Origin of the sequence: Erythrobacter sp. Alg231-14 (assembly GCF_900149685.1) — a bacterium.
In the GTDB taxonomy this organism is placed as follows: domain Bacteria; phylum Pseudomonadota; class Alphaproteobacteria; order Sphingomonadales; family Sphingomonadaceae; genus Erythrobacter.
Map to the genome: position 1 here is coordinate 288,565 of NZ_LT702999.1, position 12,460 is coordinate 301,024.

The following is a 12,460-nucleotide window of genomic DNA, read 5'->3' on the forward strand; positions in this document are numbered from 1 at the left end:
ACCATGAAACGGTTTTACGATGATGTGGGCACACGCTCTGTCGAAGGCAGCGGTTGGCAAGTGACCTTGGACGGGCGCGGTCTAAAAACTGTAAAAGGAACCACACAGATCGTTCCAACCCAACGATTGGCAACGGCTTTGGCTCAAGAGTGGGCAGTTCAAAGCGAAGAGTTGGATCCGACCACTTTTCCCATTCGCGATATGGTCGATTATGCGATTGATGTAGTCGGCGCCGACACGGCTGCCGCCGCCGACAAGATTGTTGCTTATGGCGACACCGATACTCTTCTGTACCGCGCTGATCCGGACGAGCCGTTATACCCACGCCAAATCGACGTTTGGGAACCGATAGTTGCAGATTTCGAAGCACGAGAGGGCGTTGCAATGACGCGAGTGAGCGGCGTCATCCACCGGCCACAAAGCGATGCTGCCCTCGCCCATTTGCGCAAAAGACTGGGCGCGCAAAGCCCATTTGCGCTTGCTGGGATTGAGTTGATGACCAGCCTTGCTGCGTCGCTGATCGTGGGTCTTACAGCTAGCGAGACGGACGACGATGCAGAGGCAATGGCCTTGTGGCAGGCCGCGAGCTTGGAAGAAGAATGGCAGGCGGACCTGTGGGGCCGTGACCCCGAAGCCGAAGAGCGCAGAGCAAAGCGACAATCTGATTTTCTTAAGGCGCAAAAGGCGACGAGATTGGCAATCTAAGGTTTCGCCAACCAAATCAAAACCGGATTGTAAATCAACGGATTATTCGCCGGAAAGCACCCAGTCAGCGACATCGCTCGCGACTGTGTTGGCCGCGCGATTCAGCGCAGGACCGACAAACACTGCTTCGGGTGCAATGCCGTCTTCGCGCGCTTCGAACCGACGCGATGTCACGACGCCATCGGCATTCGTTCGGATGGCATCATAGCGCACAACGACCGAACCGCTTGGCGCATCGAACGTCATGTCGATCAATGTTCCGCGTACAAATTGGCTCGCCAAGATTGGCGTGTCGTCACTGTCGAGAACAAGCGCACCGCCCCGCACTCTCAGCGTCTCACCCAAGAGTCGCCGGAACAATCGCGCCGGTTTCTCAATCCAAACCGCTTCTTGCAAATAGGCGATTTCGGTGTCTGAGACGTTCACTGGCACCCGCAACACATCCAGCTTCGCTGGTGTTTCCGGCGTTAAAACTGCGATGGCCCCCACGGATCCCTCACTGCCGGTCTCTGCGCCCGATCCCGCCGGTGCAACGGCGGTGGACGACAACGTGATGAGGCTTTCGGGAGGTTCGGCAGCGCCCAAACTGATGCAGCCCGAAAGTCCTAAGCCAATCGCAGCGGCGAACAGGACCCGCGCTTTATTGATCGAATTCATATCCAGCGCCCTCTTCACGGCTCGTAATCAGGTAGTGTTTGACCGCCGATCAACGCGCCTGCGCCTTGATTTTCAAGCCGTTCAGTGATGGCGCGCAACGATCGGCTGGTGGTCCGCAAGTCCTGCAAAGTGGCTTCTGCCGCCGGCAGGGTTGATTCGCGCAATTGCCGCGCCGCAGGCCGCGTGTCTTCCAATGTGGCGGCCAATGCCGCCGCCGCATCGTTCGCCGATGAAAGTGTGCCGCGCAGTTCTTGTGCCAGCAGCGGGCCTTCTTCGTTCAACAATTTGTCCGTTGTCGCGGTCGCTTGTTCAAACGCGTTCAAAGCCTCTCCTGCCTCACGCAAGGCGACCTCAAGCTCGGCAAAGGTACCTTCAAGCCGGGGCGCAGTCTGTGCCAATTCTTGAGTCAGTCGATTGGAATTTTCCAAAATCCCGGCCAACTGTTCCTGATTTTCTGGTCCCAACAGGATGTTGAGATTTTCCGTCAGAGTGGCCAGTCGCTCCAACAACAATGGCGCGTTGTTGAGCAATGCGTTGATGCCACCATCTTTGGGCGGGATGACCGGGCGTTCTTCAGGACAAGCAGTCGTTTCGCACGTAATCGCCGGTGCCCCGCCCCGAGCCCCATCAAGCAAAATGGTCGATACGCCCGTAAAACTGGATTGAATGGTGGCGGTGGTCCCGACCAGGATCGGCACCTCGTCCTTTACCCTGATGCGGACCCGTACAAATTCCGGATTGTCATCCGACAATGCGATATCGATTACCTGGCCAACAGGCACACCGGCATAGGCCACCTGACTGCCATTCGCGAGGCCGGACACCGATTGACCGTAGAAAATATCATATTCGTTGACCGCGCCCTGACCCAGTCGGGCGATCCACACGATCGACACCGCCATCGCCGCCAGCAAAGCCAGCGTGACCGCGCCTACCCAAAGGTGATTGGCTCTTGTTTCCATCGTCCGCCTCTATGAACGCCTTGCGCGATGCGTGTCTATGATCTTGTGCATTGGCATGAATTACGCTTCCCCCGCACTGACGCCATCATGCGCCGCCTGTGCGCCGCGACCGCGCGGGCCGTTGAAGTATTCTTCGATCCACGGATGCCCGGTTTCCATCAATTCCGGGATTGTGCCGACTGCGATCACCCGCTTATCCGCCAACACCGCGACGCGATCACAAATTTCGTGCAGCGTATCGAGATCGTGAGTGATCAAGAACACTGTCAAACCCAATGTCTCTTTCAATTCACGGGTTTGGCGATCGAATTTTGCCGCGCCAATAGGGTCAAGCCCTGCCGTCGGTTCGTCCAAGAACAACAATTCTGGATCAAGCGCCAAGGCGCGAGCAAGTCCCGCACGCTTCTTCATCCCGCCCGACAATTCCGACGGATACTTTGCGATCGCTTCTTCGGGCAGACCCGACAACAACACTTTGTACCGCGCAATTTCCCGTCGCAACTCATCCCCGATTTCGGGGTAAAACTGCCGTAGAGGAACTTCGACATTTTCGCCCACCGTGAGCGTCGAAAACAACGCACCACCTTGAAACAAAACCCCCCACCGGCATCGCACGCCAATATCCTGATCGGGATCCACTTCGGTGATGGTTTGGCCCAAAACATCAATCCGCCCTGCATCGGGGTGTTGCAGGCCAATAATTGACCGCATCAGGACCGATTTGCCTGTGCCGGACCCGCCAACGACGCCGATAATCTCGCCCCGATTCACTGTCAGGTCGAGCCCGTCATGCACGGCAAAATCACCGAACTTGTTGACCAACCCTTCGATGACGATTGGCGGCGTATCGCGCGCGGCTCTGGTCGCGGCAAGGGGCGCTGGCGTGGCGTCTTCCCGTTCGCTCATCGCATCAACCCCATCCGATTTCGGTAAAGAAGACCGCGAAAAAAGCGTCCAACACAATCACCGCGAAAATTGCCGAGACGACGGCCAAGGTCGTGCGTTTGCCGACCTCTTCGGAATTTCCTTCGACCTGCATGCCGTGGTAACAACCGGCCAACGCGACGATCAATCCAAACACCGGCGCCTTTACCAATCCGACCCACACATCGTGCAATGGCACCACCTCTTGAATGCGCTCAATGAAGGTGAAGAAAGGAATGCCTAGCGCAAATTGGCCGATCACTGCGCCGCCAATGATCCCCACTACCGAAGCGTAAAACCCCAGAAGCACCATCATAAACGTGCAGGCGAGGATCCGCGGGATCACCAATTTTTCAATCGGTGAAATGCCGATCGTGCGCATCGCATCGACCTCTTCGGTCAATTTCATTGTTCCGATTTGAGCGGCAAACGCGCTGCCAGAGCGTCCCGCGACCATGATCGCGGTCATCAACACGCCCAGTTCGCGAAGAGTGATCCGACCAACAAGGTTCACCGTCAGTGTTTCCGCGCCGAACTGAGATAATTGCACCGCCCCTTGCTGCGCGATGACGATGCCGATCAAGAAACTCATCAAACCGATGATCGGCAAAGCGGCAACGCCAACCAATTCCATCTGGCGCACAAATGCACGCATCGGAAAACGGGAAGGATGCCTGATCAAACTGCCAAACCCGATCAGGATGTGACCGAAAAACCCGATCACCCCGAAAATTCCCGATTTGGCAGCGAAAACCTGTTCACCGACCCCGGCTGGCACTCTTTTCCAGACGGGAACGCGCGGCGGAGTCATCTCTGAATCGCCCGCAGCCCCTTCGACCGCATCAAGCAACCGTTGAGCCTGTCGACCCGCGCCGGTGATCGTGGCGCCGTGATGCGCCGCCAATCGGCACGTGACCCACGCACCAACGGTGTCAAACTCTTCAACATTCGCCAGATCGATGGTGGTCACCGAATCGGCGACCGCGCGCAATTCCTGATCGATTGGACCAATCGTCGACACAACTAATGGCCCCGACAGAGCAAGCACAGTGCGCCCGTCATCGCCATGTTCCAGTGTGAATTGCGCGGCCCCATTCATAACGAACACGATATGCGAGCAAATGCCGCGCATCACAAGCCATGCTTGTCAGTTGTTGCACCGCAACCAATGGCTTGGCATGGGGGCGGGATTCTTTTTTCTCGGGTGTGATGCCATCCGTGAACGCTAGTGAGCCAAAACAATGTCCAATTCTGAACTATCCACCACATTCACCCCCGCCGATATTGAGGCGCGATGGTACAGCCATTGGGAAGAAACCGGCGGTTTCCGCCCCGAACGGCCAGATGCGGAACCCTACACCATCGTGAATCCGCCACCCAACGTGACCGGATCGCTGCATATTGGCCACGCGTTGGACAACACCTTGCAAGACATCGTGATCCGGTATGAACGGTTGCGCGGCAAAGACGCATTGTGGGTGGTCGGCACGGATCACGCTGGGATTGCAACTCAAATGGTGGTCGAACGCCAGATGGAGGAGCGTCAGGACAAACGCACCAATTACAGCCGCGAAGAATTCGTCGATAAAGTGTGGGAATGGAAACACGAAAGCGGCGGGACAATCACCAACCAATTGCGGCGACTTGGCTGTTCAATGGATTGGTCGCGCGAACAATTCACAATGGACCCGCACTTTGACAAAGCGGTGCTCAAGACCTTTGTTGATCTCTACAATGATGGTCTAATCTATCGTGACAAACGTCTGGTGAATTGGGATCCAAAGCTCAAAACCGCTATTAGCGACCTCGAAGTTGAGACGCAGGATTTGCAGGGCAGTTTCTGGCACTTCAAATATCCGTTGGAAGACGGCGTAACATTGGGCGATGGCCGCGATTACATCGAAGTGGCCACCACCCGCCCTGAAACAATGCTCGCCGATATGGCCGTTGCCGTTCACCCAAGCGATGAACGCTATGCCAGCGTCGTGGGCAAGCATGTCGTGCTGCCTATTACGGGACGCCGCATCCCGATTGTCTCCGATGAACACGCCGATCCTGAATTGGGTTCCGGCGCGGTGAAGATCACGCCGGGCCACGACTTCAACGATTTCGAGGTCGGCAAACGCGCCGGTATCGCCGCGGGCGATATGTTGAACATGTTGGATGGCAATGCCGATGTTTGCCAAGTCTCCGACGGATTGGTGCCGGATGAATTCATCGATCTCCACCGGTTTAAGCGCGACGGTAAAGACGGTGCGCGCGAAGCCGTGGTTGCGCGGTTGAAAGCAGACGGCTTCCTCATCCCGCACATCGCCAAGACGAAGAAAGGCGAAGAGGTCGAACACGACGCCGAGCCGCGCAAAATCGCAACGCCTTTTGGCGATCGCGGCGGTGTCGTGATCGAACCGTGGCTGACCGATCAATGGTATGTTGATGCGGAGAAACTCGCTGCAAAGCCGATCGAGCAAGTGAAATCCGGTGAAATCGAAATTGTACCCGCAACGTGGGAAAAGACATTCTTCAATTGGATGGAAAACATCCAACCTTGGTGCATCTCTCGTCAATTGTGGTGGGGTCACCGTATTCCAGCTTGGTTCGATGCTGATGGCAACATCTTTGTCGCCGCGACTGAAGAGGAAGCCCAAGGAAAAGCAGGCGCAGGCGTTGCTCTAACGCAGGACAGCGATGTTCTCGACACGTGGTTCTCGTCTGCCCTTTGGCCATTCGCCACGCTTGGCTGGCCCGAAGAAAACCAACCGCTTCTCAACAAGCACTTTCCCAACAGCCTGCTCGTTTCCGGGTTCGACATCCTGTTCTTCTGGGATGCGCGAATGATGATGATGGGCCAGTACAATATGGGTAAGGCCCCATGGCCAAAACTCTATTTGCATGGCCTTGTGCGCGCCGCCGACGGATCCAAAATGTCGAAATCAAAAGGCAATGTGGTCGATCCGCTTGGCCTTATTGATGAATACGGCGCGGACGCATTGCGGTTCTTTATGGCCGCCATGGAAAGCCAAGGCCGCGATATCAAAATGGATGAAAAGCGGGTGGAAGGATACCGCAACTTCGCCACCAAACTTTGGAACGCGACACGGTTCTGCCAATCCAATGGCATCGGGGCCTCCGAAACATTGAAGGCGCCGCCAGCGCGTCTTGCAGCAAACCAATGGATCATCGGTGAAGTCGTTCAAGTCTGCGCAGAAATCGAAGCCGCTATGGCCGATCTGCGTTTCGATGCGGCCTCAAGTGCCATCTATCAATTCACCTGGAGCAAGTTTTGCGATTGGTATCTGGAATTGATCAAGCCGGTCTTCAATGGCGAAGACGACAACCCAGCAGCCGTCGAAACACGCGCCGTTGCAGGGTGGGCGCTGGATCAAATTCTTGTAATGTTGCATCCATTCATGCCTTTCATCACCGAAGAATTGTGGCATTCTCAAGCTGCCTTTGCCGGTGGAAAACGCCAATACGATCTAATCACGGCCAGCTGGCCCAACCCACGCGCCGAAGTGTCCAAAGACGCCACCGATGCAATTGATTGGGTCATCGACCTGACCAGCAATGTGCGCAGCGCCAAGAACGAATTGGGCATTGCACCCGGCGCCAAACTGGCAGCGTTCTTACCCAACGCTTCGTCCCTTGCGGCCAGCACATTGGAACGCAGCAGCGCCGCCGTTGAACGGTTGGCTCGGCTTACCCCGGTCACCGTCGGCGATGCGCCCGATGGGGCTGCGATGCAGGTGACGGCGCAAGCGGGCGGTCAAACCGATGTCTTCATCATCCCTCTCGAAGGGATCATCGACATCGCGGAAGAGAAAGCCCGCCTCGAAAAAGCGCTCGCCGTGAGTCAAAAGGAAGCGAAGTCTCTCGAAGGACGTCTGTCCAACGCGAACTTTGTCGAACGCGCCAAACCCGAAGCCGTCGAGAAGGCAAAGGCAGACTTTGCGCATCATTCCGAAGAGGCAGAACGGCTTGAGCAGGCATTGGCGCGGCTCGGGTAAGTGGATCTAACGCTCGCAACTGATGAGGAACATGGCGGCCCCGAAATCTTCGCCAGCCTGCAAGGCGAAGGGCCGAGCGCTGGCATGCCGGTCGCATTCATTCGTCTGTCGCGCTGCAATCTTGCATGCACGTGGTGCGACACGCCCTACACATGGAATTTTGACGGAGCATCCAACCCGTCGAACCAGCCGCATCGCGATGGGATCACGTTTGACCGAAAGTCCAATCAGGTCACCTTGAGCGCCGAGGATGCAGCGGCCAGAATCGCGGCATTGGGCCAAAAACGCTTGGTCATCACCGGCGGAGAGCCTCTGCTTCAATCGAGCGCACTTGCCGAGATGCTCGAATTGTTGCCGGATATGTCGGTGGAGGTTGAAACCAACGGCACCGTTAAACCGCCCGCGCGGCTCGACATTCGGATCGATCAATTCAACATCAGCCCAAAGCTGGGCCATTCAGGCAATCCGTCGAAGCTCGCCCTTGTTCCTGAGCGACTCGATGCGTTTGCGGCCGATCCGCGCGCCTTTTTCAAATTCGTCATTTCCGATTCGTCGGACGTCGAAGAGGTGATCGCGCTTCGGGATAAATTTCGCCTCGCATCGGACCGCACATTCCTCATGGCCGAGGGCATCGATAGTAACACGCTGAGAAATAGGCAAAAATGGCTCAGCGGTGTGTGTGTTGAACACAAATTTCGCATGTCAGACCGTTTGCATATTCATCTTTACGGGGACACGCGCGCAACCTAATATTCATGCAGGGGCAAGGTTCATGGATATTTTTATCAGTTATTCCCGGGCAGACCGGGAACGTGTCGATTACATCGCCAAAGCGCTTCAAGCCGAAGGGTATGAAGTGTGGTGGGACCGCGACATTCGCGCGGGCGAAGAATTCGACCATGTGATCGACAAAGCGATCAAAAGCTCCAAGGCCATCATCGTGGTTTGGTCCAACCAATCCATCAACAGCCGCTGGGTAAAGGAAGAGGCCGAAGACGGTGTTGAAACCGACACCTTGGTCCCCATTACCATCGATCAGGTCGTGATCCCTCGCGGTTTCCGCCGCATTCAAGCCGCCGAATTGCAGGATGGCGGTGAAGACCCCACGAAAAGCGCAAATTGGCCCGAATTTTTGGACTCGGTGCGTAAGCTGGCCGGTCCGGCGACCGGTCTTCCAGAATCGGGTACGCCAAAGACTCAGGCGGAATTGCTCGACGATATCACATCATCGCCCGAGGCCACTGCGTCTGTTGCTGCCGTGCAAAGCCCGGCGCCTTCTGCTGCCGCAGCATCCAACGACACCAACGGTGCTCCGGTGTGGAAACGCTATTGGCCTGCCGCTGCAAGCGTCGTGGGTATCGTGGTCGCAGGATTGCTGGCCCTGCAAATGTTTGGCGGTCGAAGCGCCCCTCCTCCACCCGATGACATGTCTCCGGTGGTCCTAAGCATCTTTCCCAGCGATGGTTTCGGTGTGAACCAAGCGGAGGGATTGAAAGCGTCCTTCCGCGACACGCCGTCCGTCACGATCCGCGATCTGACCGCAACGATCGACGAAATGAAGGGACGCGACGCCCCGGAACTGATGGAAGGATTGCGGACCAATTTGGCGCAACGCAATGTGATTGCAATTGTCGGACCAACAATCACGGAATTCACGCCCAGCGTTCTAGAAGTGGTTGAGGAAAGCGGTCGATCGCCTGCGATCCTTCTTACAACCGCGGCATCACGCGGGGATCTGGGATGGGAGCAAAGGGACCTGCCGTTGTTCCGCGTCCGATCCGGCGTTGACGAACGGTCTGAACAATTTGCGCGACTGGCGCAGAACACCATCGAAAGCGGTGTGGAATTGGTCTTGATGGTTGAGTCGGTGCCAAATTCCGCAGAACCGAGTTACGGTGAACTGTTTTTCCGCGGCATCACCGACCGTTTGCCGCAATGGTCAGACTGGTACAATGAAGGGCGCGTTCGGACGATAAACTTCCGCCGTGGCCAAATCATGGACAGTTTCGAATTGGCCAGTTCGCGTCAGATTTTTGACGAGAACAAGATGATTATAGTCCTCGGTTACAGCACCGATTTTAAGGTCTTGGTCGAGAATTTCTATGCCTCTTCCGAGGCGCCGCGTGCCGCATTGTTGGGGGGCTGGAACACAAGCAGAGTTGTCCAGCAAGTCAGCAACGAGATGGATATTCAGCACAATCGTCTCTTCTCGATGGACGAGATACGCCGAAGCCCTGCGGACACGCGCGGCCTGCCGGATTCTCGCCGCTTCGAAGCGGTGTTCGGTCCGTTGACGCCAAGCCTAACATCGGAAGCCATCGCGTTCGATTCCGGCCTTGTCATCAAGCAGGCGATCGCCGGCATGGGCGGCGACATCACTTCCGAACGATTGGTCGAAACCCTTCGCACACAGCGTTTCAACGGGGTCACCGGCGAGATTGCGTTCAACGATCTGGGTCAGAACAGCGGGCAGGCAGGCGGCACACGGCCTTTGTACAACCTGCGCTACAACCCGTCAGCGACGGATTGGACCGAGATCGAGAATTTCGATGCCTTGTTGGGACGTGTGGTGGCCAGCAACTAGCGCGCTAGCGATTCTTCAGCAGAAACAGGGCGTGTCAATCGGAGAGAACATGCCAAGAGCGGCTGAATCACCCTTGTGATCGCCAACGCAATACGACGCGTTCGACCAATTCTTCCTCGCCGCCGCCATTGTTCCACAATTCGGCAAAGCTCGGATCTTCCGATGCCGGCCGTTTGTGCTCTTCGAGATTGTCGAAATTGACGCGGATAGGGATTGCGACGCCTTCGCCGCAAATGATCACCTCTCGGTTCCGCAATGCGGGAATGGAATCGAGGAAGCCGCGCGCGCCTTCGGGCATCGCCGCTTTCACGAAAGCCTGATCGCGGTCGTTGTTGAGACGCATCGAAAGGATCGTGCCGCATTGCGACAAGACGCCTTCGGCAAGGTCAGAAGGACGCTGAGTGATTAGGCCCAGTGAAATACCGTATTTCCGGCCTTCTTTCGCGATCCGGCTAAGGATTTTGGCCACCGATGACCCGTCCGAATTCTTCTCATTGGGCACGTAACGGTGCGCCTCTTCGCAAACGAGCAGGATTGGCCGAGTGCGTTCTTCGCGGCCCCAAATCGCAAAATCGAATACAAGCCGCGATAGAACCGCAACCACCGTCGATGTGATGTCCGACGGAACGCCCGACACATCGATGATAGAAATTGGTTTGCCGTCGCCGGGCATCCGGAAAACTTTGGAAATGAAATCGGCCATCGTGTCGCCAACCAACATGCCGGAGAACATGAATTGATAGCGCGGATCGTTCTTCAACTCATCCAGCTTGCCTTTGATACGCATGTATGGGGCAGAAGAGGTCGCCTTATCCAGCTTACCCATTTCGTCCTGAATTTTGGTCGAAAGATCCGACAACAGATACGGGATCGGGCTGTCGACGGTGATCTTGCCCATAGTTTCGGCGAGTCGGTTCTTCGACCGCGCATGCAGCAAGCATTTGGCCAGAATATCCATATCCACCTGACGTTCGTTGCCGTCGCTGGTGAGAAGCACTTCGCAATGCTCTTCGAAATTCATCAACCAATAGGGCATCTGCAAATTGCCCACGTCAAGGATTTGACCGGTCTGACGAAAGGCCGCGGAATATTCTCCGTGCGGGTCAACCATCACGATGTGACCTTCGGGCGCGGCCTGACAAATGCGATGCAGGATCAATGCCGCGCTGGTCGATTTACCCGTACCGGTTGAACCCAGCAGCGCGAAGTGTTTGCCCAACATCGCATCAATATACAGGCCAGCGCGAATATCTTTTGTCGGGAAAACCGTCCCGATGGTGATGTTCGCGCGGCCGTCGCTGGCATAGATCTGTTCAAGGTCTTTGGTCGTCGCGGGATAGATAAGGGCGCCCGGAACAGGATAACGCGTCACACCGCGTTTGAACCCGTGGATTCGCCCCGTCAGCTTTTCTTCGGAACCCTCACCTAGGAAATCGATATGCGCAATGATGCCGCTCTCATTGCGGCGATCCTTGCGTTGATCCCGCACATTCGCGAGCAGCCATGCATTGCCGACGCGGATCTTGATCTGACTGCCGACCTGACCGGCCAAAGCCACCGATCGATCTTCGTCTTCCATACATTCACTAAGGCGTTGTAGATCAAGTGCAATTTGCGAACCTGCGCCGGAAATTTCCAACACAACCCCAATAGGTTGGGTCGCGTTCTCGTTGCTGTAAGTGGCCGGAGCAGCGGGCTCTGCAGCAGCCGGAGCGCCTTGTTGAGCGCTGTCACCTGAAGAAGCGAAATTGTGATTACCCATATCGGTCATGCGGTGTTCCTTAGCCCGTGGCCCTATGACCACTTGGCATCAACAATTGCCGGAACGAGGTTAAGATCGGGTCAATATTGTCGATCGCTTGAGGCTTTAATTGCCAAAGACCAGACGTTTAGCCGCGGGCGAAGAACCGGCCCGCCAACCATCCCATTCCAACCGAAAGGATAATCGCGCCCATTCCATAGAAGAGCGACCAACGCTGGCTTGCGAAAACGACGGTCCCTTCGAGGCCGACTTTTACCACTTCGATATCCGCTGTGGCACTGGCCAGGACTCGACCATCCGAGATCGCAAAAGTTTCCGCCGTGTATTGCCCCGTCGTTACATTGGAGGGCAGCTCAATCCGCGCCTGATACAACACGCCCTCGCTGATGCGGACGCCGCCGGATTCCTCCTTATAGAGACCCAGCCGTTCGCGGGTTTCCACCAAACCGCGGGCAAACCGGGCCTGTTCTTCCGGTTCAATCTGGCCCGTCGGACTAAGCTGGATAAATCGGGTGCCTAGTTCATAGATGGCGGCGGTGCGCGCATCCACGATCTCATCAATGGGTTGGGATGCCGATACGGCAAAGAATGAGGGTGCGGATTGAAAGTCGTTCGATCGGGCATTCATCCAAACACCGGCGATCCGCGTCTTTTCGCGCAGTCGGATGCGTTCAGTTGGCCCTTTTACCACCACGACAATATCATATTCGGTCCGGCTAGACGCAGCAGCGGGATCAATCACCGCACCATAGAGCAACAGGTTCGCGCCGGTGAATCCCTGTCGAACCTCAATGCGGGATTGGCTTACCTCCGGCACCAGAACCGGTTCGCGTTGCCCCATCAAAAAAGGGGCGGAGATTAA

At 56.3% G+C, this 12,460-nt stretch carries 10 protein-coding genes; 4 read left to right on the forward strand and 6 right to left on the reverse strand.

Annotated elements, in window-relative coordinates; translation table 11 throughout:
• The first annotated feature begins 3 nt into the window (after nucleotides 1-3).
• Complete coding sequence (locus BQ8290_RS01355) at nucleotides 4-705, forward strand: ATP12 family protein (protein ID WP_108786978.1); 702 nt, start codon at nucleotides 4-6, stop codon at nucleotides 703-705.
• 42 nt (nucleotides 706-747) lie between these two features.
• Here the strand turns inward: BQ8290_RS01355 and BQ8290_RS01360 are convergent, their stop codons facing one another.
• Genes BQ8290_RS01360 through BQ8290_RS01375 form a run of 4 tightly spaced genes read right to left on the reverse strand, consistent with a single transcriptional unit; the run spans nucleotide 748 to nucleotide 4,347 of the window.
• Nucleotides 748-1,362: an ABC-type transport auxiliary lipoprotein family protein gene (locus BQ8290_RS01360; protein ID WP_108786980.1), complete on the reverse strand. Its 615-nt coding sequence runs from the start codon at nucleotides 1,360-1,362 to the stop codon at nucleotides 748-750.
• 14 nt (nucleotides 1,363-1,376) lie between these two features.
• Nucleotides 1,377-2,324 (reverse strand): MlaD family protein, encoded by a 948-nt coding sequence (locus tag BQ8290_RS01365; RefSeq protein ID WP_108786982.1) that lies wholly within the window; start codon nucleotides 2,322-2,324, stop codon nucleotides 1,377-1,379.
• Nucleotides 2,325-2,384: 60 nt separating this feature from the next.
• The gene (locus BQ8290_RS01370) at nucleotides 2,385-3,230 is read right to left on the reverse strand and encodes an ATP-binding cassette domain-containing protein (RefSeq protein WP_108786984.1); all 846 of its coding nucleotides are present in this window, start codon (nucleotides 3,228-3,230) and stop codon (nucleotides 2,385-2,387) included.
• A gap of 4 nt (nucleotides 3,231-3,234) precedes the next feature.
• Nucleotides 3,235-4,347: an MlaE family lipid ABC transporter permease subunit gene (locus tag BQ8290_RS01375; RefSeq protein WP_108791715.1), complete on the reverse strand. Its 1,113-nt coding sequence runs from the start codon at nucleotides 4,345-4,347 to the stop codon at nucleotides 3,235-3,237.
• Between the two features lie 142 nt (nucleotides 4,348-4,489).
• On the opposite strand from BQ8290_RS01375, the gene BQ8290_RS01380 reads away from it, so the two are divergent.
• Genes BQ8290_RS01380 through BQ8290_RS01390 form a run of 3 tightly spaced genes read left to right on the forward strand, consistent with a single transcriptional unit; the run spans nucleotide 4,490 to nucleotide 9,836 of the window.
• Nucleotides 4,490-7,252 carry a valine--tRNA ligase gene (locus BQ8290_RS01380; protein WP_108786986.1) on the forward strand — a complete coding sequence of 921 codons (2,763 nt, stop codon included), beginning with the start codon at nucleotides 4,490-4,492 and terminating at the stop codon, nucleotides 7,250-7,252.
• A complete protein-coding gene (locus BQ8290_RS01385) occupies nucleotides 7,253-8,002 on the forward strand; it encodes a radical SAM protein (RefSeq protein WP_108786988.1) in 750 nt (249 codons plus the stop codon).
• Nucleotides 8,003-8,024: 22 nt separating this feature from the next.
• Nucleotides 8,025-9,836 carry a TIR domain-containing protein gene (locus tag BQ8290_RS01390; RefSeq protein ID WP_108786991.1) on the forward strand — a complete coding sequence of 604 codons (1,812 nt, stop codon included), beginning with the start codon at nucleotides 8,025-8,027 and terminating at the stop codon, nucleotides 9,834-9,836.
• A 67-nt stretch (nucleotides 9,837-9,903) separates the two neighbouring features.
• On the opposite strand, the gene BQ8290_RS01395 is transcribed toward BQ8290_RS01390, so the two are convergent.
• Entirely contained in the window at nucleotides 9,904-11,607 is a 1,704-nt protein-coding gene (locus tag BQ8290_RS01395) for a helicase HerA domain-containing protein (RefSeq protein WP_108786993.1), read from the reverse strand.
• Nucleotides 11,608-11,725: 118 nt separating this feature from the next.
• Nucleotides 11,726-12,439, reverse strand: coding sequence for a TIGR02186 family protein (locus BQ8290_RS01400; RefSeq protein WP_108791717.1), 714 nt, complete (start codon nucleotides 12,437-12,439; stop codon nucleotides 11,726-11,728).
• Nucleotides 12,440-12,460: the final 21 nt, after the last annotated feature.

What these genes read in the sequence shown, in the direction of transcription:
- BQ8290_RS01355 (WP_108786978.1), top strand. Translation starts at nt 4, where the DNA reads ATGAAACGGTTTTACGATGATGTGGGCACACGCTCTGTCGAAGGCAGC.
- BQ8290_RS01365 (WP_108786982.1), bottom strand. Translation starts at nt 2,324, where the DNA reads ATGGAAACAAGAGCCAATCACCTTTGGGTAGGCGCGGTCACGCTGGCT.
- BQ8290_RS01375 (WP_108791715.1), bottom strand. Translation starts at nt 4,347, where the DNA reads ATGAATGGGGCCGCGCAATTCACACTGGAACATGGCGATGACGGGCGC.
- BQ8290_RS01370 (WP_108786984.1), bottom strand. Translation starts at nt 3,230, where the DNA reads ATGAGCGAACGGGAAGACGCCACGCCAGCGCCCCTTGCCGCGACCAGA.
- BQ8290_RS01395 (WP_108786993.1), bottom strand. Translation starts at nt 11,607, where the DNA reads ATGACCGATATGGGTAATCACAATTTCGCTTCTTCAGGTGACAGCGCT.
- BQ8290_RS01360 (WP_108786980.1), bottom strand. Translation starts at nt 1,362, where the DNA reads ATGAATTCGATCAATAAAGCGCGGGTCCTGTTCGCCGCTGCGATTGGC.
- BQ8290_RS01380 (WP_108786986.1), top strand. Translation starts at nt 4,490, where the DNA reads ATGTCCAATTCTGAACTATCCACCACATTCACCCCCGCCGATATTGAG.
- BQ8290_RS01390 (WP_108786991.1), top strand. Translation starts at nt 8,025, where the DNA reads ATGGATATTTTTATCAGTTATTCCCGGGCAGACCGGGAACGTGTCGAT.
- BQ8290_RS01400 (WP_108791717.1), bottom strand. Translation starts at nt 12,439, where the DNA reads ATGGGGCAACGCGAACCGGTTCTGGTGCCGGAGGTAAGCCAATCCCGC.